General features: G+C 65.8%; 16 protein-coding genes. 7 read left to right on the top strand and 9 right to left on the bottom strand.

The features are described 5' to 3' along the window. Nucleotides 1-3: 3 nt before the first annotated feature. From acs to LTH96_RS00240, 3 genes are read left to right on the top strand one after another with little or no spacing between them, the layout of a single operon-like run. Nucleotides 4-2,166, top strand: coding sequence for an acetate--CoA ligase (gene acs / locus LTH96_RS00250; RefSeq protein WP_370644374.1), 2,163 nt, complete (start codon nucleotides 4-6; stop codon nucleotides 2,164-2,166). Continuing rightward, entirely contained in the window at nucleotides 2,163-3,458 is a 1,296-nt protein-coding gene (locus tag LTH96_RS00245) for an O-acetylhomoserine aminocarboxypropyltransferase/cysteine synthase family protein (protein WP_241463612.1), read from the top strand. Before acs ends, LTH96_RS00245 begins: the two co-directional genes overlap by 4 nt. Further along, nucleotides 3,458-3,994: a CoA-binding protein gene (locus LTH96_RS00240; protein WP_241463611.1), complete on the top strand. Its 537-nt coding sequence runs from the start codon at nucleotides 3,458-3,460 to the stop codon at nucleotides 3,992-3,994. Before LTH96_RS00245 ends, LTH96_RS00240 begins: the two co-directional genes overlap by 1 nt. Here LTH96_RS00240 and LTH96_RS00235 read toward each other — a convergent pair. Genes LTH96_RS00235 through LTH96_RS00225 form a run of 3 tightly spaced genes read right to left on the bottom strand, consistent with a single transcriptional unit; the run spans nucleotide 3,981 to nucleotide 7,260 of the window. Further along, nucleotides 3,981-5,255, bottom strand: a complete 1,275-nt coding sequence (locus LTH96_RS00235; RefSeq protein ID WP_241463610.1) for an O-antigen ligase family protein — start codon at nucleotides 5,253-5,255, stop codon at nucleotides 3,981-3,983. The two genes, LTH96_RS00240 and LTH96_RS00235, sit on opposite strands and share 14 nt — an antisense overlap. Further along, a complete protein-coding gene (locus LTH96_RS00230) occupies nucleotides 5,252-5,905 on the bottom strand; it encodes a low molecular weight phosphatase family protein (RefSeq protein WP_241463609.1) in 654 nt (217 codons plus the stop codon). Before LTH96_RS00230 ends, LTH96_RS00235 begins: the two co-directional genes overlap by 4 nt. Beyond that, complete coding sequence (locus LTH96_RS00225; protein ID WP_241463608.1) at nucleotides 5,902-7,260, bottom strand: polysaccharide biosynthesis tyrosine autokinase; 1,359 nt, start codon at nucleotides 7,258-7,260, stop codon at nucleotides 5,902-5,904. The genes LTH96_RS00230 and LTH96_RS00225 overlap by 4 nt, the downstream gene beginning before the upstream one ends. 1,679 nt (nucleotides 7,261-8,939) lie before the next feature. On the opposite strand from LTH96_RS00225, the gene LTH96_RS00220 reads away from it, so the two are divergent. Genes LTH96_RS00220 through LTH96_RS00205 form a run of 4 tightly spaced genes read left to right on the top strand, consistent with a single transcriptional unit; the run spans nucleotide 8,940 to nucleotide 12,048 of the window. Beyond that, nucleotides 8,940-9,620: a SipW-dependent-type signal peptide-containing protein gene (locus tag LTH96_RS00220; RefSeq protein WP_241463607.1), complete on the top strand. Its 681-nt coding sequence runs from the start codon at nucleotides 8,940-8,942 to the stop codon at nucleotides 9,618-9,620. A gap of 24 nt (nucleotides 9,621-9,644) precedes the next feature. Continuing rightward, a complete protein-coding gene (locus tag LTH96_RS00215; RefSeq protein ID WP_241477485.1) occupies nucleotides 9,645-10,319 on the top strand; it encodes a SipW-dependent-type signal peptide-containing protein in 675 nt (224 codons plus the stop codon). Next, a complete protein-coding gene (locus LTH96_RS00210) occupies nucleotides 10,316-11,458 on the top strand; it encodes a hypothetical protein (protein WP_241463605.1) in 1,143 nt (380 codons plus the stop codon). The genes LTH96_RS00215 and LTH96_RS00210 overlap by 4 nt, the downstream gene beginning before the upstream one ends. 17 nt (nucleotides 11,459-11,475) lie before the next feature. Continuing rightward, nucleotides 11,476-12,048 (top strand): signal peptidase I, encoded by a 573-nt coding sequence (locus LTH96_RS00205; RefSeq protein WP_241463604.1) that lies wholly within the window; start codon nucleotides 11,476-11,478, stop codon nucleotides 12,046-12,048. A gap of 16 nt (nucleotides 12,049-12,064) precedes the next feature. Here the strand turns inward: LTH96_RS00205 and LTH96_RS00200 are convergent, their stop codons facing one another. From LTH96_RS00200 to LTH96_RS00175, 6 genes are all read right to left on the bottom strand, one after another. Then, on the bottom strand, nucleotides 12,065-13,354 hold the full coding sequence (locus tag LTH96_RS00200) for an adenylosuccinate synthase (protein WP_241463603.1): 1,290 nt from the start codon (nucleotides 13,352-13,354) through the stop codon (nucleotides 12,065-12,067). Between the two features lie 106 nt (nucleotides 13,355-13,460). Further along, on the bottom strand, nucleotides 13,461-14,111 hold the full coding sequence (locus tag LTH96_RS00195) for a thymidine kinase (protein ID WP_241463602.1): 651 nt from the start codon (nucleotides 14,109-14,111) through the stop codon (nucleotides 13,461-13,463). Nucleotides 14,112-14,147: 36 nt separating this feature from the next. Beyond that, nucleotides 14,148-14,570 carry a DUF3151 domain-containing protein gene (locus LTH96_RS00190; protein ID WP_241463601.1) on the bottom strand — a complete coding sequence of 141 codons (423 nt, stop codon included), beginning with the start codon at nucleotides 14,568-14,570 and terminating at the stop codon, nucleotides 14,148-14,150. 155 nt (nucleotides 14,571-14,725) lie between these two features. Then, nucleotides 14,726-15,145 carry a hypothetical protein gene (locus LTH96_RS00185; RefSeq protein ID WP_241463600.1) on the bottom strand — a complete coding sequence of 140 codons (420 nt, stop codon included), beginning with the start codon at nucleotides 15,143-15,145 and terminating at the stop codon, nucleotides 14,726-14,728. A 219-nt stretch (nucleotides 15,146-15,364) separates the two neighbouring features. After that, nucleotides 15,365-16,387, bottom strand: a complete 1,023-nt coding sequence (gene fbaA / locus LTH96_RS00180; protein WP_241463599.1) for a class II fructose-bisphosphate aldolase — start codon at nucleotides 16,385-16,387, stop codon at nucleotides 15,365-15,367. A gap of 60 nt (nucleotides 16,388-16,447) precedes the next feature. Next, on the bottom strand, nucleotides 16,448-18,703 hold the full coding sequence (locus LTH96_RS00175; RefSeq protein ID WP_241463598.1) for an MMPL family transporter: 2,256 nt from the start codon (nucleotides 18,701-18,703) through the stop codon (nucleotides 16,448-16,450). Nucleotides 18,704-18,903 lie beyond the last annotated feature (200 nt).

Here is an 18,903-nt window from a genome sequence, read left to right as displayed (position 1 = left end):
AGCATCCACCCTCGATCCACCGTGCCCGCAGCCGCGGCCACTCCCGAAGAGCCGACGCACCGCGCCACCCCCGAAACCACACCCTCGTGCAAGGCCCAGCGCTCCGCGATCGTGCCCTCGCATCCGTTGAGCGCCGACGTGCACGCCTGGACGGACCCGCAGGACGAGGACCAGCGCATGGCATTCTGGTCCGCGGCCGCCACCCTGTTGGACTGGTCGACCCCGTGGGAGACCACCCACTCCTGGACCCCGCCGAACCCGGTCACCCAGCGCGGCCCGAAGATCGGCTGGTATGAGGGCGGGACGCTCAACGCCGCGGTGAACTGCGTGGACCGCCACGTCGCCGCGGGACGCGGGGATAAGATCGCGCTGCACTTCGAAGGCGAGCCCGGAGACCGCGAGGACGTCAGCTACGCCGAGCTGGGCCGTCGGGTCAACCAGGCGGCGAACGCGCTGACCAGCATGGGCATCACCCGCGGGGACCGCGTGGTGATCTACCTTCCGGTGCTGGTGGAGACCATCGTGATCACGCTGGCCTGCGCCCGGGTCGGCGCGGTGCACTCGCTGGTCTTCGGCGGATTCTCCGCCGAGGCGCTGAAGTTCCGTGTCGAGGACACCGGGGCGAAGCTGCTGGTCACCACCGATGGTCAGTTCCGCCGCGGCAGGGCCGTGCCGGTGAAGGCCAACGCTGATGCCGCCGTCGTCGAGGCCACCGCCGAGCACGGCGGCAACCTCGAACACGTCCTGGTGATCAACCGCACAGACTCCCCCGTGGAATGGACGCCGGAGCGGGACCTCTGGTGGCACGAGGTGGTCGAGACCGCCTCCCCCGAGCACACCCCGGAGTTCTTCGACGCCGAGACCGAGCTGTTCATCATGTACACCTCCGGGACCACCGGCAAGCCCAAGGGACTCGTCCACACCACCGGCGGCTACCTCACCGGGGCCCTGTACACCTACCTGCGGCTCTTCGCCCACCCTGACCCGGAGCGGCGCACCCAGGACGTCCACTGGTGCACCGCCGACCTGGCCTGGGTCACCGCGCACACCTATGAGATCTACGGCCCGCTGGCCGCCGGCGCCACCCAGGTGATCTTCGAGGGCACGCCGAACACTCCGCATGAGGGCCGCCACTTCGAGATCATCGAACGCCACCAGGTCACCACCTACTACACCGCCCCCACGCTGGTGCGTTCCCTGATGGGCTGGTTCCCCGACGGTGTTCCGGCGCAGTATGACCTCTCCTCGATCCGGCTCGCCGGGACCGTGGGCGAGGCGGTCAACCCCGAGGCCTGGCACTGGATCCGCCGCGAGATCGGCCGCGACACCACCGACGACGCCGGCCGACCGGCGCTTCCCATGGTGGACACCTGGTGGCAGTCCGAATCCGGGTCCACGGTGCTCTCCCCGCGGCCCGAGGACGCCCGGTCGACGCACCCAGGGCTCAAGCCCGGGGCCGCGACCCGTGCACTTCCCGGCTGGGGCGCCGCCGTCGTCGATGAGGCCGGCCAGCAGGTGCCCGCGGGCACGCAGGGCAACATCGTGCTCACCCACACCGGCCCCTCGATGGCCAGGACCGTCTGGGGCAACCCGGAGCGGTACTTCACCTCCTACTGGGAGAAGTACGCGGAGCAGGGATGGTTCCTCGCCGGGGACGGGGCGCGGAAGGACGAGGACGGGGACATCTGGATCCTGGGCCGGATCGATGACGTCATCAACCTCTCCGGACACCGGCTCTCCACGATTGAGATCGAATCGGCGCTGATCTCCCACCCCGATGTGGTCGAGGCCGGGGTCTGCCCGGTCTTCGATGCCATGACCGGTCACGCGGCCGTCGCGTTCACCGTGCTGACCACCGCCGCCCGCGAGCGCCTCGACGCCGTGGGGGGTGCGGGCAGCGCGGCCGAGCGGGAGCTGCTCGGGACGCTGCGCAGCCATGTGGGCGAGGTGATCGGCCCGGTGGCCAAACCACGCACGGTGATCCCCGTGCCCGAGGTGCCCAAGACCCGCTCCGGGAAGATCATGCGCCGGCTGCTGACCCAGCTGCATGACGGCGAGACCCTGGGAGACACCACAAGCCTGCAGAATGAACCCTGTGTACCGAAGATCGAAGAGATCTGCCAACGGCGCGGAACCGCGCCGAGAAGAGAAGAGGTAGCTACATGAGCGATCGCCAGTTCGGCTTCCGCACCCGCGCCCTGCACGCCGGGGCCGTCCCCGATGCCGTCCACGGATCGCGTGCTGTGCCCATCCACCAGTCCACCTCCTTCGTGTTCAAGGACACCGACGACGCCGCGAACCTCTTCGCGCTGCAGAAGTACGGGAACATCTACTCCCGGATCGGCAACCCCACCGTCTCGGCGCTGGAGGAGCGCGTCGCGTCGCTGGAGGGCGGCATCGGCGCGGTGGCCACCGCCTCCGGGATGAGTGCTGAGTTCCTGGTCTTCGCCGCACTCTGCGGCTCCGGGGACCACATCGTGGCGAGCTCGAAGCTCTACGGCGGCACGATCACCCAGCTCGACGTCACGCTGCGCCGCTTCGGGATCGAGACCACCTTCGTGGACTCCCTGGAACCGGAGGACTACGAGGCCGCGATGCAGGAGAACACCAAGGTTCTCTACACCGAGGTCGTCGCGAACCCCAGCTCTGACATCGCTGACCTGCGCGGACTCTCAGAGGTCGCGCACAAGCACGGAGTCCCGCTGGTGGTGGACTCCACCCTGACCACCCCGTACCTGATCCGCCCGTTCGAACACGGCGCGGACATCGTGATCCACTCGGTCACCAAGTTCATGGGTGGCCACGGCACCACCCTGGGTGGAGTGATCGTGGAATCCGGCGAGTTCCCCTGGGACAACGGGAACTTCCCCGCGATGACCGAGCCGGTGGCCTCCTACGGCGGGCTCTCCTGGTGGGGCAACTTCGGCGAATACGGCTTCCTGACCAAGCTGCGCGCCGAGCAGCTGCGCGACATCGGACCCTCACTGGGCCCGCAGGCCGCGTTCAACCTCATCCAGGGCATCGAGACCCTGCCGCAGCGTATCGACGAGCACGTCGCCAACGCCCAGAAGGTCGCCGAATGGCTCGAAGCCGATGACCGGGTGGTCTACGTCAACTACGCCGGTCTGCCCTCCCACGCCGATCATGACCGGGCCAAGGAGATGCTGCCCAAGGGTGTGGGCTCGGTGTTCAGCTTCGGCATCCGCGGAGGCCGGGCGACCGGCGCCCGCTTCATCGAGTCCCTGCAGCTGGCCAGCCACCTGGCTAATGTGGGGGATGTGCGCACCTTGATCCTGCACCCAGGATCAACCACCCACCAGCAGCTTTCCCCGGAGCAGATGGCCGCAGCCGGGATCCCGGAGGACCTGATCCGCATCTCGGTCGGCATCGAAGACGTCGATGACATCATCTGGGACCTGGACCAGGCGCTGAGCACCGCAGTCGAAGGAGACAAGTGATGAGCGAGCAGACCCTGCAGCACCACGACGAGGCTACGGCCGAACATCCCCACGGCCGCTGGGAAGCGCCGTCGCCCTCCCGCCGGCTGCAGCTGCTGCGCAGCGCCAAGTCGGTGGCGATCGTGGGCATGTCGGACAAGCCAGCCCGGGCCAGCTACTTCGTGGCGACCTACCTGCTGAGCTCCTCGAGCTACACGGTCTACTTCGTGAATCCGCGACTCAAAGAGGTGCTCGGCCAGCCGGTCTACGCCTCACTGAAGGATCTCCCCGAGGTCCCCGACATCGTGGACATCTTCCGCCGAGCCGAGGATGTTCCCGACATCGCCCAGGAGGCTGCCGAGATCGGCGCCAAGACCATCTGGGCCCAGCTCGGCATCGAGACTGAGCAGGCCATGCAGCTGGCCCAGGACGCCGGGCTCAACGCGGTGCAGAACCGGTGCCTGAAGATCGAGCACGGCCGCTTCCACGGCAACCTTCACCTCGCCGGCTTCAACACCGGTGTCATCTCTGCGAAGCGGCAGATCATCGACCGCTGAGTGAGACACGCTTCGAGGGCGCGGCACTGAGGGACTCCGTCTCCGGGTGCCGCGCCCTCGTCCGTCGGTGCTGCAGCAGCCCGAAGAACAGCGCGAACAGCGCGAAGCTGCCGAAGTGGTTGTAGTTGATGAAGAGGAACTCTGTGGGTGACGCGATCAGGAAGATGACCATCACCATCAGCAGTCCCACACCGGTGCGCGTGTCTGTGCTGCGGGCGTAGAGATACGCCCAGCCGGTGGTGCAGCCCAGCACCAGGATCAGCAGCAGCAGGCCCAGCAGACCCAGGTCGACGCCGGTCTGGATATAGGAGTTGTGGAAGTGCGCGATGGCGTAGTCGTCGAACTGCGGCACATACAGGCTGGGAACTTCACCCTCAGGCGAGTGGAAGTAGCCGGTGAAGCCCCACCCCGTCACCGGCCGTTCGGCGATCGCGCGGTAGCCCCATTCCCAGAGCACCGTGCGTCCGGTCAGCGTCGGATCGCGCCCGATCGCCTCCAGCAGAGGCACCCAGACCTGGTTCAGCACCGCCCCAGCGGCCACGCCCACCGGCACCAGGACGGCGAGCAGGCCTCCCAGCGGGATGCGCGGGACCAACAGCTGGGCAAGCGGCACGATGATCACTGCGGCGCCCGCGAGCAGGACCCCCGTGGCGGAGCCGGCCCAGAGGACGAAGAGGATGAACGCCGCGAGCACCAGCACCCGGCGAAGACCGCGCAGCAGCGTCATGGCCAGGACAGCGCCGGTGGCCCCGTAGAAGCCGGCCATGATGTTGTGCTGGAAGAAGCCGCGGATCGGATCTCCGCCGAGGAGGTTAGCGCGGCCATGCGGATCGATGTACAGCACCTGGTCAACGCCGACGAGAGCGAAGGCCATGCCTGCCAGCACCAGCACGGTCAGCACTCGGAGGAACACCCGGGCAATCTGCTGCAATGAGTATTCGGCGGCCAGCATGCACGCGACGAGGATGTTTCCGGCGGCCATGACTCCATAGACCAGTGAATCCGTTGGAGAGACGGACCAGGCGGCGCTGAGGACCACGAGTCCCCCGATACTCACGGCGATCGTGATCGGCACCGGGCTCAGTGACCGTGAGGTCAGCAGGACCAGCACCGAGATCAGGTGAAGCAGGACCCAGCTTGCGGAGAAGATCGAGTTGTCCACGACGCCACCGGCGGGGTCGTACGAGATCAGGATGACGGCATTCGCCCCGAGGGTGCAGGCGATGTAGACATAGAAGAACCAGGTCCGCAGCGACCTCACCAAGGCACTCCCTGCGCGAGCTTCCGCACCGATCCGTGGATGCGCGCCAGCGACTCCTGGACCTGTTCGGCGGACGCTCGGTAGACCTTCGGGGCATGCCCGTAGGGGTCGAGCACGTCCATGGTGTCCGGATCACGGGGTGGAATCATCCCGCGCTGGGCAGCCGCACGCTCGACTCCCTGGCGCAGCTGGTCCGGCAGCAGCGGCGACGCGAGACCCGAGCGAGGTGAGGGCAGCGGCTGGAACCGATGAGCCGACGCCCGCTCGACACCTTCGAGAAGGTCGGCAAACTCGGTCAGCAGGAATGCCTTGCGTGACGCCCGTGGTGCAGCGCGAACCACCTCACTGCGGTGTTCACGCGCCATGCCCAGGACGAGATCGGCTTCCTCGACCATGGTCGGGGTGAGCTGCCTGGCTGTGTGGCCGGTGGCATCGGCTCCCAGTCTCACGGAGAGCGCTGCCGCCTGCTCATCCATGGGGGCTCCTTCCAAGGCTCGGGTCCCCGCACTGGCGATCACCACCGCCGAGCGCCAGGACTCCCCGGCCTGCGCAACCGCGGCCTGCAACAGCTGCGCAGTCTGGGGCGAGCGGCAGATGTTCCCGGTGCAGACCACCAGGACCCTGAACGGGTCGTCACTGACCGGCATCATCGCGGAACCACCCCCACCTGCTGACGGTATGGAGTGCTGTAGCCGTCGACTGCCTTCGGGGGCAGCATCGTGGGCACCACTCCGAACAGCGTCACGTCCACTATGCGCATCGCCTCGATGGCCTTCTGCAGCTGCGGCTTGTGCACCCTGCCAACCGCCACCACCAGAAGCACTCCGGAACACAGGGCGCCCAGCACTCGGGCGTCGCTGACCGGCAGCAGCGGCGGGGCGTCGAAGATGATGATCTCGTACTCACGCTGAAGCGCCGCGACCAGCTCTTCCATGGCCTCGGAGCCGAGGAGCTCGATGGGATTCGGAGGCACCGTCCCGGCTGGCAGCATCTCCAGGTTATCGGGTCCCCAGAATTGGATGACGTCGGGCAGCTCCACGCGTCCGCTGAGCACATCGGTGAGTCCCACCGCGCCCTCGAGTCCGAGCATCTGGGCGGCCATGGGCCTGCGCAGATCTGCATCGACCAGCAGAACCCGGTGGCCTGCGGCGCGCAGGCTGATGGCGAGGTTGACCGCTACCGATGACTTCCCCTCCGCCTCGATCGAGGAGGTGACGACGAAGCTGCGCGCCGACTGTCCCACGGCCAGGAACTGCAGATTGGTCCCGAGCGTGCTGAAGGATTCGGTCAGCGGACTGCCCACATCTGCCTGGGCTATGAGCCGACCCTTCTGCAGCTCCCGGTCGAACTGCACGCCTCCCAGCACTGCCTGATCGGTGACCTCCGTGATGTCCTGCTCGCTGCGGACCTTCGTGTCGAGGACTTCGCGCAGCGCCAGAATCACGATCCCGATGGCGAGGCCGGCCAGCAGTCCGAGTCCCAGGATGCTGATCGGCTGCGGAAAGCTGGGAGCATCCGGGACGAAAGGTTCTTCCACGGCGGTCAACGTGACGTTTCCGTCGCCCTCCGTCGATGTCGTGAGACCCTGGACCACATCATCGAGCGCAGCAGTCATCGACGTGGCGATTGCGGCAGCCCGCTGAGGATCCTCGTCGGCGACGGTGACCTCCAGGATCACCGTGCCGGTCTGCGCGGCCACCGTGATCTGTTCGGCGAGCTCTCGCGGGGTGTCCTCAAGCTCCAGGTCCTCCACCACAGGTCCAAGAACGGCTGAGCTCCGGGCGAGCTCGACGAAGCTCCTTACGAGTTCCTGGCTGTAAATCGACCGCTGGCTCAGGTCGTAGGCCTCGGCATCCTCCACCGCGACGTAGATGCGCGTCTCCGCCTCGTAGGTCGCCGGCAGCAGCGCGACCAGCGCGGCCGCGGCACCGACGGTCACGACCACGGCCAGGACCAGGGTCAGCCATCCTCGCTTGAGGACTCGGACATATTGCTGGAGCTCCATTGAGAAACCTGCTCTTGTAGAGAAACGACGGCTACAGACTTAGATTACGGTGCAGAATGCGAATCGAGAAGGGTTTTTCGCGGGAGAAGCCAAGGTCAGTCACGATTTGACAGGTTCGTCCACGGCCTGGCGACCTGTTTTGTCTTGACCCCGCAGAGATGAATGAGCTGCAAGAGAAGCGCTGCCCGTGAGCGCGGGGCGGCAGGCTCCCCGCAGGGCCCGCCGCGAGCGGCCGCGTGCCGGGTGAGGCATCACGCAGTCGGTGCCGAATCTCGTAGCGGGACGAGACGTAGACCTTCGTCATCGCATTGCGCACATGGAAATCTACGGTGCGCAAGGACAACCCCCAGCGCCTCGATGATCTCCTTGTTTGTCCAGCCGTCAGTGATGAGCACGGCGGCCTGGCGCTCTCACGCCGAGAGCCCCTCCAAGACTCCTGCCCCATCGACAGCGACCTCGGCGCAAGCTTCCTGCGGAGGCGTCTCCACGGATTTCACCGCTGAGGGTCGGAGCGGAGCCGTCTCCTGCGCGCGTGAGATCCAAGGTTCCCAGGGCAAGGAAATTGAACGCCCGAAATACGCGGTGGGCGCCGAAATCCGAGACGTGCTGCGCGGAATGGATCGGCTGAGTGCGCGGCCCGCACCACGAGCAGCATCAAATCTGCTCCAACGTTCCACCACGCCCCGGACTCGCCTCGAAGGCGCAACAGGTGCTTCACGGTCTGCTTATGACCCGGCTCCACGATGGCCTCCAGGCATGGAATCGCTCTTGCCCGGCCGAGACCAGCACTCCGGATTCCCGGCGCACGGCGGTGATCTCGGCAATCATGGGCTCGGCGTCGTCGCACTGGCTCCGACTGATCGAAATCAAGGCCCAGGTCAGGTTCGCGACAAAGACCCCGGCATCCTCGCATCCGGGGACACTGTCACGGCAGTGGAAAGATCGGCAAAGGCCGCGATGGGGTCACCCAGCTGGCGAGAGACGTCTTCCTCTGCTTCGCGGATCTTCCCGGGCCCCGATGACGCTGCAGGCCGGGGCCTCATTCTTCTGCCTCACCTGAAGGCCTACACGCGATGCTCGGCGGTGTCGCCCCGATGCAACCACGCGACATCTAGACACTATGCCCAGCTACCAAAGACCTTCTGGTCGTCTGAGAAAATAGATCATTGATGGAATTGCATAGATCATGGAATCTGAGAAACGTCGACATATGGCCATCCGCTTCACTGATATCAGCTCCAGTTACCGCGCCAAAAATCTAGTCTTTCTACTAGAAGATACTTGAAACAAGCAACAAGTTGCTGCTCCGTATCACACCCTCGAGAGCGCACGATTCGACGAGTCACCAGACTTTCTTCGGAAGACTGCGGACAATCACCCAGAATCCCCCTTGCGCCCCACCTGGTTTCATCCTTATGCGGACGCGTGTACGCATTACCGCGCGGGAGATCTAGTCGGAATGGCCAGCAGCTCTTGTGAGTCATATCACTACACTGCGTTGCGGTTACCTGCCATTTTCCTCAAAACCTTGAATACTGCACTTGATTGTGTTTTAGTTAGAACGTCTAAGCGTCTTGCACCGCTTGGATCTGTCACCAGCAGCGAATGCGCGAGTACTTCGCTCCACCCTTGTCCGTTTACTTTTCCGTCCACTGTGCCGTGGATTCATCCGGTACAGCATGCCTGCGCCCAGGAGATCATCCATGACTGCAACACCCCCTGCCTCACGCCCAGAAACCTTCGAATCCCAGACCCGCGCTCACTCACGCCGCCGCAAGATCAAAGCCGTCGTCGCCGCAGGCACCGTCCTCGGCATCGGCGCCGTGGCCACCCTCGCGACCTGGAACGACTCAGAATTCGCCCAAGGCCTGTTCGGCGCCGGGTCATACAACGTAGAGAGCTCCGAAGACGGCAACGGTTTTGCAGAGCACCCCGAAGGCGAACCCGCACAGCTGCAGTTCTCGGCGGCCAACGCGGCCCCGGGCGACAAGTTTGCGGCCCCCCTCTGGCTTCGCACTGATGAGGAAACCACAATTGACGGCATGATCACCGGCATCACATCTGTGGGCACTGGCCAGGTTGAGAACTTCGTCGATGTCCGGGTATTGGAAGTGACCGGTGGCACCTGCGCCGCAGGAAGCAATTCCGGCAACGTCATCGCGACTGGAGCCCACCTCGGAGAGCTCGAGGGCGCGCTTAGCAAGGATGAGCAAATCCGTCTGGTCAACGGCGAGTCCGACACCGCAGGCACCTCCGTTCAGCTCTGCTTCCAGGTGACCGCCGCTGACGAGAACATCCTGGAGCCCAAAGCGAAGGCTTCCGCCACATGGAAGGTGCAGACCGAGTCCGTCGAAGACTGACCTGAGCCCCGATAAGCTCAGTCAATGAAGATGTCCGCCGCTGGCCCCACGCATGACCGCGTATGTTCCCCACGTGGCAGGCGTCTCGCGAAGTTGCGAGCCCTGCTGGCGAGCGGCAGCGTTCTGGGTCTGGGCGCGTTCGCCACGGTGGCATCCTGGACTGATCAACAGGATGCCACCGGCACGCTGACCGCGGGGGAGTTCGTACTGACCAGTTCGACCAATGGTGAAGACTTCTCTCAGTACAGCCCCGATGCCCCGGCTCCACTGTTCATCGATGCCGCAGAAGTGGACATGATCCCTGGATCTCCGGTCTACGCCCTGCTGAGCGTGAGCACTGATGAGGGTTCGGTCGGCGGCGCAGTCGCCCTGCTGGCTCACCCGGACAACATCACGGGACTGGGCGCGCACCTGACCTACGGAGTCCAGCGGCTCCCCCCGAGTCCGGCCGGCCCCCCTTCCTGCAATGCCGACAGCTTCACAGCCAGTGAGACTGCGGTCGTCCCGCTCGGGTCATCCTTGGCCGATGGCGGCGGTCCGGGCAGTGAACAGGCACTTCAGGCACAGGGGTCCGACCAGGTCGACTTCTGCTTCGCCATCACTCTGCCGCCCGAGATCAGCCCCAGCCCCGACGCGACCTCAGTGGAGGCCTCGTGGGAGCTGGCAGGAACCGCGAATGGAACTGGCAGCAACCAATGACATCGAACCCCCGCATGCTCAGCGCCTGGGCCGCGATCCTCGGCGTGGCCGCGCTGGCTCTGGCCTCCGTGCACCATCCGGCCGAGCTCACCGAAGCGTCCTGGACCGACTCCGAATATGCGGCGGCAGAGCTGCGCTATGAAGCTCCTGAGCCTGAGGAGACGGAGGAGCCCCCGGAATCTGACGCGCCCACCGAGCCAGAGGATCCCTCCGAGACCGAAGACCCTGCTGATCCGTCGGAACCCGAAGACCCCCGAGACCCCGAAGACCCCGACTCCTCCCCAAACCCAGAAGACCCAGATGAGGGCGAACCAGAGACCCCCGACGTTCCCATCGCAGACGGTGGCGCCGAGGTGGATCAAGCCCGCGTCGACGAGATCAACACACTCCCCGCCCTGCAACCCAAGAATGACCTCGCCGCAATGGGGCTGACCTTCCAGACCACCTCGGTGACCCCCCTCGGAGGACGCACACTCGACTTCTGCCACGACTTCACAATCAGCAACTCGTCTGAAGAGCCCGTGGAATGGGAGCTTGAGTTCGACACATCTCAGGCACCGCTCTGGGGCTGGACTCCCTACGCCACATCGGGGGAACCACGCTTCCAGACCCAGGGAAACCCTCGACAGGGGGCCTTCACCGGCGATTTCGATACAACCTCATCGATCTGGAGCATTCGCGGGCAAGACTTCAGATCTGACGCTCGGCAGTCTTGGCTCGGTGACACTCGCACCATTGAGCCCGGGGCCGATATGGCAATCCGCTTCTGCACGCTGCGCGATTCCGTGCCATACCCCGAGGTTGACACAGCGCTGTTCACCTGGGACTTGAGCAATGATGGCGGATGGTCACTTGGCATCAGCGCAGACGTGCAGACTCCAGTGGAGACGTACATTCCCTGGGCGATCACCATAGATCTGTCCCAGATCGTCTGCCCCGAGTTCCTGGACGACGCGACCCTCCGCTGGCAGGGCGGCGAGGTGACTGCCCTGGATGATTCCGGGCATCGGTTCTCCTACAGACTTTCCCAAAACGATGAGTTCGACCTCATTCGCGCCGATGCACCGGTCCATCGGGGCATCGTTCGCGTCCAGCTGCCCGGTCGATCCGCGGGCGCCAACCTGCAGCCCAACTGCTGATGGGCGTCCAGCGCTTCATGAAACGCGCCCTCCACCTTCTGGGCGAACTCTTCCTGTGGCTGGCTGCGGTCCTCGGCGGAATCTCGATCCTGCTGGTCGTCCTCGGGTGGGCCATGAACATCTCACTGATCATGTTCCGCACCGGGTCGATGGAACCGACGATCCCCACCGGAGCTGTCGCCGTCGTCCAGGAGATCTCAGCCGAGGAGGTGGAGGTCGGCGACATCCTGACGGTCGACCGAGACGACCAGCTTCCAGTGACGCACCGTGTGACGAGCATCGAACCCGGAGCCGGGTCCGCTGAGCGCGTCATCCGCATGCAGGGAGACGCCAACGAGACGGAGGATCCTTACCCGTACACGATCACCGAAGCGCGACTCTCGCTGTTCCACATCCCGCACATCGCCAACGCGGTCAACCAGCTCAACAACCCCTACCTGCTGGGTCTGATCACGGTCGTGGCGGCGGCTGGCGTGGGCTGGACCTTCTGGCCCCGAGAAGAAGATCGACCGCGCAGCTCCGCTGCGCCTTCCCCTGCTCCCGCCTCACCGCCTCCACGGCACCGGCCGCGCCATACCTCAGTGGAGTGACGCTGACCGGTCTGGCTCAGTCCTCGATCAAGTCGTGGATCGCGATCACCTGGTCGCGGCCAGGCCCCACGCCCACGCCCGAGATCCGGCAGCCGCTGAGCTTCTCCAGCGCAAGCACGTAGTTCCGCGCGTTCTCCGGGAGGTCCTCCAGTGTGCGGGCGCCGGAGATGTCCTCGGTCCAGCCGGGGTAGTTCTCGAAGACCGGCTTCGCGTGGTGGAACTCGGTCTGGGTCATCGGCATCTCGTCCTGACGGACGCCGTCGACCTCGTAGGCCACGCAGACCGGGATCTCTTCGATGCCGGTGAGCACGTCGAGCTTGGTCAGGAAGAAGTCGGTGAAGCCGTTGATGCGGGAGGCGTAGCGCGCCATCACCGCGTCGTACCAGCCGCAGCGCCGCGGGCGTCCGGTGTTGACGCCGAACTCGCCGCCGGTCTTCTGCAGGTACTCGCCCCACTCGTCGAAGAGCTCGGTCGGGAACGGGCCGGCACCGACGCGTGTGGTGTAAGCCTTGACGATGCCGATGGAGCGCGTGATCCGGGTCGGCCCGATGCCGGACCCGACGGACGCGCCGCCCGCCGTCGGGTTGGAGGAGGTCACGAACGGGTAGGTGCCGTGGTCGACGTCTAGGTAGGTCGCCTGACCACCCTCCATCAGCACCACTTCGCCGCGGTCCAGCGCGTCGTTGAGCAGGATGGTGGTGTCCACGACCATGGGCCGCAGTCGCTCGGCGAAGTCCAGGAAGTACTCGGCGATCTCATCGACCGCGATGGCTCGGCGGTTGTAGAGCTTGACCAGGAGCTCGTTCTTCTGCCGCAGCGCCCCTTCGATCTTCTGCCGCAGGATCGACTCGTCAAAGATGTCCTGGACCCGAATGCCGAGGCGGGCGACCTTGTCCATGTACGTGGGACCGATGCCGCGACCGGTGGTGCCGATGGCGCGCTTTCCGAGGAACCGCTCGGTGACCTTGTCCATGGTCTGGTGATAGGGCGCGACGAGGTGCGCATTGGCCGAGATCTTCAGCTTCGAGGTGTCGGCGCCGCGCGCCTCGAGGCCATCGATCTCGTGGAAGAGCGCCTCCAGGTTCACGACGACGCCGTTTCCGATCACCGGCACGGCGTTCGGGGACAGTATCCCGGCCGGAAGGAGCTTGAGCTCGAACTTCTCGCCGCCGACGACGACGGTGTGACCTGCGTTGTTGCCGCCATTGGGCTTCACCACGTAGTCGACCCGGGAACCGAGCAGGTCCGTGGCTTTGCCCTTACCTTCGTCGCCCCACTGGGCTCCGACGATCACAATGGCTGGCATGGCAGTCCTTTCCCGAGCTGAGCTGGTCTGGGAGCACCCGCAACCGCAAAGGCGTCCTTGTAGATCCTACCAACGTCGACCGAAACCAGGATTGGTCCTGACACGGTCAGCCCAGTCGACCGCCCGAAGCCTCGAGATAGCAGGCGGCGCAGAGGGATTCGTACCAGATGTCGGTGCCGTCGATCGCGACCTGATCACCGTCGAAGATGATCGCGTCACCGGCGCGTCGGGTGTTGAACACCGCCTTGCGCCCGCAGCGGCAGATGGTCTTGAGCTCCTCGAGTGCATGGGCGAGGTCCATCAGCCGCGCCGACCCGGGGAACGCCATCGTCCGGAAATCCGTGCGGATGCCGTAGGCGAGCACCGGAACGTCATCGAGCACGGCGATGCGCAGCAGGTCCTCCACCTGCGCCGGGGTGAGGAACTGGGCCTCATCCACGAGCAGACAGGCCACGGGTTTGATCTGCCGGTTCAGCGCCCCTGACTCCGCTTCCATGTCATCGAGCAACGTTCCCGGCGTGGTCCCCGCCGCATGCTGTGCCACCAGTTCGCGCAGCGGAGCCTGCGGCGGGATCAGGAAGTCCACGTTGCGGGTCACGCCGAGACGGGAGACGATCTCGTCCTCGCCCTTGGTGTCTACCTGGGGCTTCGCCAGCAGAACCCGCTGACCGCGCTCCTCATAGTTGAACGCGGCCTGCAGCAGCCCGGTCGACTTGCCCGAGTTCATCGCGCCATAGCGGAAGTAGAGCTTAGCCATTCTCAGAAGAACCCTTCGGCTTGGACAGCGCAGGGCTCAGCGCAGGCGGCTGATCGCCTCGGGTGCGGAAGCGTCGCAGTCGCGCAGCAGCTTGGTGATGCGTTCAACCTCGGCGGTCTCGCCGATGGCGGCCGCAGCCTGGCCCAGCGCGCCCAGGGAACGCAGGAAGCCGCGGTTGGGCTCGTGGCTCCACGGCACAGGGCCGGCACCGCGCCAGCCGGAGCGGCGCAGCACGTCGAGGCCGCGGTGGTAGCCGACCCGGGCGTACGCGTAGCCCTCCACGGTGTATCCCTGGTCCAGCGCGTCCTCTGCGAGCAGCGCCCAGACCAGGGAGGACTCCGGGTGTTTCGCCGCGAGATCCACGGGCTCCTCGCCGGTGGCCAGCGATTCGGAGACTTCGGGTTCAGCCGGAAGCAGCGTGGGCTCCGGCTCCATCAAATTTTGACCAACGATGCTCATGGCCACATCCTACTGCCAAGATTCCTCACCGGGATTCGCATCCAAAGCCGCTCCCGCACGGGCTGTGCGGCCCTCTCGACGTGAAGATCTCGGCCGGCGCCCGGCGACGGCCCGCGTGGACTCCAGCGGGCCGCCGCCTGATGTGGCTGCGCGAATCACTTCTTCTTGCGGCTGGACCTCTTGCCGGAGTCGACGAGGGCGATGGCGATCGCAGCGAGCCAGGCGTCCTTTGCCAGCGGAGTGCCGTCCTGGGTCGGGCGGACGCCGTCGGACTGGGTCATGCCGTCATTGCGGAAATACATGCTGAGCATGCCTGCGGTGAAGGTGCCGAGTGCGAGACCTGCGACCCGGTTGCTCACGAAGGGTGCCAGCAGCGCGCCACCGAGGGCGATCTCTCCCCATGCCAGAGCCTTGCCGAACTGCTCCGGCGAGAGCTGCTTGACTGCGGGCACGCCGGTGGCGGCCATGCCCTGCATGCCGGCGGCGGAATCGGCATCAAGGCCGAGCTTGCCGATCCCGGCGTTGAGGATGAAGGCACCGGGGACGGTGCGCAGCGCGATCGTGGACATGTTCATGAGGTTCTCCGACCTGTTGGGGACGTCCGGCCGCCTGAGACGGCGGCCGTTGAAGACGATTTCCCAAGGCTCAACCCTACCGAGGGCGCGGCCATTCCCACGCTCGGGACCAGTCAGCGGCCCGGTCGGCTGGGAACGACGACGGCGGCCGCCGCTTCACGGAGAAGGGACGGCCACCGTCGTCGTCGTTGCTCGGCGCGGGACGCTGAGCGAGAAGTATTACTTGATGGACTTGCCGGCGGAGCCGAGGCGCTGGGAGGCCTCCACGATGCGGGCGGCCATGGACTCTTCGGCCTTGGCGCCCCAGACGCGCGGGTCGTAGGTCTTCTTGTTCCCGACCTCGCCGTCGATCTTCAGCACGCCGTCGTAGTTGGCGAGCATGTGACCGGCCACCGGGCGGGTGAAGGCGTACTGGGTGTCGGTGTCGATGTTCATCTTGATCACGCCGTAGGAGACCGCGTCGGAGATCTCCTGCTCGGAGGAGCCGGAACCGCCGTGGAAGACCAGGTCGAAGGGTGCCGCCTTGCCGTACTTCACGGCGGCCTCCTCCTGGATCGCCTTGAGGATCTCCGGGCGCAGCTTCACACCGCCGGGCTTGTACACGCCGTGGACGTTGCCGAAGGTCAGCGCGGTCATGTAGCGGCCGTGCTCGCCCAGGCCGAGCGCCTCGATGGTCGCGGTGGCGTCTTCGATGGTGGTGTAGAGCTTCTCATTGATCGCGTTCTCCACACCGTCCTCTTCACCGCCGACGGTGCCGATCTCTACCTCGAGGATCTGCTTGGCGGCCGCGCTGCGGGGAAGCAGCTCGGCGGCGATGCGCAGGTTCTCCTCGAGCGTCTCTGCGGAGCCGTCCCACATGTGGGAGTTGAAGATCGGGTCGCGTCCGGCCTTGACCTCGGCCTCGGAGGCTTCGAGCAGCGGCAGCACGAACCCGTCGAGCTTGTCCTTGGGGCAGTGGTCGGTGTGCAGCGCGATGTTTACGCCGCAGCTCTTGGCGACCTGCTTGGCGAAGGCGGCGAAGCCCAGGGAGCCGACCACCATGTCCTTGACGCTGGCGCCGGACCAGTACGCGGCACCGCCGGTGGAGACCTGGATGATGCCGTCAGACTCGGCCTCGGCGAAGCCGCGGATGGCGGCGTTCAGGGTCTGCGAGCTGGTGACGTTCACCGCGGGGTAGGCGTAGCCGCCAGCCTTCGCGGAATCGATCATCTGGTTGTACTTGTCCGGGGTTGCGATAGCCACGTGTGAGCTCCTTATTGCATAAGTCAGAGACGGCAACGTCATTGGTGCGCTGCCGTCATCCTATCGGGGTTGAGCCGCCAGAGCCGAGGAATCTTTCGCTCGATCTGCAGAATCTTCAGGTCCCGACGTGGTCACAGGGTCGTTGCTCCAGCGGTCGCCTCTGCCGATCTTCGAGGGCCACCAGAACCGATGACCGAGGTCCACGCCGATCGCCGGGACCTGCAGGGTACGCACGATGAAGGTGTCGATCAGCACGCCCAGTGCGACCAGGAAGGCCAGCTGCACCATGAACATCAGCGGCAGCACGCCCAGGGCAGCGAAGGTCGCGGCCAGCACGATGCCGGCGCTGGTGATGACTCCGCCGGTGATGACCAGTGAGTAGAGCAGCCCCTCCTTCGGCCCGCGGCGGATGGTCTCCTCCCGGGCTCGGGTGGCCAGGAAGATGTTGTAGTCCACCCCCAGGGCGGTGAGGAAGACGAAGCCGAACAGCGGCACCGTCGGGTCGGCTCCTGGGAATCCGAAGATGTAGTTGAACACCAGCGCGGAGATGCCCAGTGCTGCGGTGTAGGAGAGCACCGTGGTGACCAGCAGGATCAGCGGGGCAGTCACCGAGCGCAGCAGCACGATCAGGAAGGCCAGGATGACCAGCAGCACGATCGGGATGATCGTGATCAGGTCACGCTGGGCGGTCTCGTTGGTGTCCAGCTGGGTGGCGGTGGTGCCGCCGACCAGCGCTTCGCCGTCGAGCGCGTTGAGCTCCTCGCGGAGCTCCCCGATGGTGCGCTCAGCCTCCAGGGAGTCCCCGGAGTCGGTCAGCGTGACCGAGAGCTGGTTGTAGCCGTCGACCTCATTGGCATCCTCAGGACCCTGGGCCGGTGCGCCGTTCTCGGCCACCGCGTAGACCTCGCCTACGCCGTCGCGGGCATCGACGATCTCGAGTGCCGCGGCAAGCTCATCCGCAGGCACGAAGACGTTCGCGGGGGCACCGGTGCCGGCATCGAAATGCTCCTCGAGCATCGCCTGGCCATCTTTGGCGTCGGTCTGGCCCAGCACCTGTTCCGACTGCGGGACGCCCTCGGCGCGCAGATCCAGCACGCCCACCGAGGCGATGAGCAGCAGGCCGGTGACCACGAGCCAGATGAACCGGGGACGGGCGCGGACCTTCTCCGCGACCACGGCCCAGAGGGTCCGACGCCGCGAGGTGTGCTTCGTGCGGCGCGTCTCCAGGTCTGGGTTCGCGGCCAGGGCCTCCTCCACGGCGGGCTTGGGCGCATGCGGGACCTTGGGCCAGAAGACCGGGCGGCCGAAGAGCGCGAGCATCGCGGGCAGGAAGGTCAGCGTGGCGAGCATCGCGAAGACGATGCCGGTGCTGGCCACGGGGCCCAGTGCCCGGTTGGAGTTCAGATCGGAGAAGAGCAGGCAGAGCAGCGCGGCGGCCACGGTGCCGCCGGAGGCGAGGATCGCAGGGGTGGAGCGGCGCCAGGCTTCCCAGAGCGCATCGAAGCGGTTCTCTCGGGCGAGCAGCTCTTCGCGGTAGCGGGCGACCAGCAGCAGCGAGTAGTCGGTGGCGGCGCCGATGACCAGGATCGAGAGGATGCCCTGGGCCTGGCCGTTGAGCGTGATCCACTCCCACTTGGCCATCTGGAAGATCACGGTGATGGCGCTGGAGAGCGCGGCGATGGAGGAGAGCAGCACCAGGAAGGGCAGCAGCACCGAGCGGTAGACCACCACCAGGATGACGAAGACCGTGATCACGGCGACCAGCAGGAGCAGCCCGTCGATCCCGGCGAAGGCGTTGGCGAAGTCATCGGAGAGCGCCGCCGGTCCGGTGACGTGGGTGGTCCACTCATCTTCCGTGAGCTCGGAATCGACGAGGTTGCGCAGCTCTTCGACAGCACCGTCCTCGACCGCGGCCTCTTCCATGAGCACCAGCACCTGGAAGGCCTCCCCATCTTGGGAGACCTGCGGGGGCAGGGAGCGGTCGACGCCGCCGAGCTCGTTGATCTCGCCCACCAGAGCCTCCAGGGAGACGAGCGCCTGCTCATCAACCTCACCGCCGGCGGGTTCACCGATGAGGGTCGCCGGGACGGAGTCATCGTCGGAGAAGCCCTGGCTGAGTTCGAGCGCCTGGGTGGACTCCGCGTCGGCGGGAAGGAAGGTGGTCTGATCATTGGTGGTGACCTCGCTGACCTTCCCGAAGGTCTGACCGCCCACGGCGGTCACCCCGAGCCAGACCAGCACCAGAATCGCGGGGATCAGGATCCGGATCCAGCCGGGCTGGGTGCGGCTGCGCCCCTGCTGAGTCTTGTTCTTCACGTCTTCTCGCTATCGTTCCCGCCGTACCTAGACGCTGCGCCGCGCCACATGGCACGAAACGCTGCACCGTTCGGGCATAACCTCGGCCTTCACCGGCAGGTGTTCATTCCTGCGTCGAAGACATCTGACGAAGACACTGTACTGCGCTCGAGTATTTCTAATTTGTAGCAGATTCCCAGGCTTGGGTGGACGTGCGAGAT

Source organism: Nesterenkonia sp. LB17 (assembly GCF_022565915.1).
Lineage (GTDB): Bacteria > Actinomycetota > Actinomycetes > Actinomycetales > Micrococcaceae > Nesterenkonia.
This window is presented reverse-complemented; position numbering and strand designations above follow the sequence as displayed.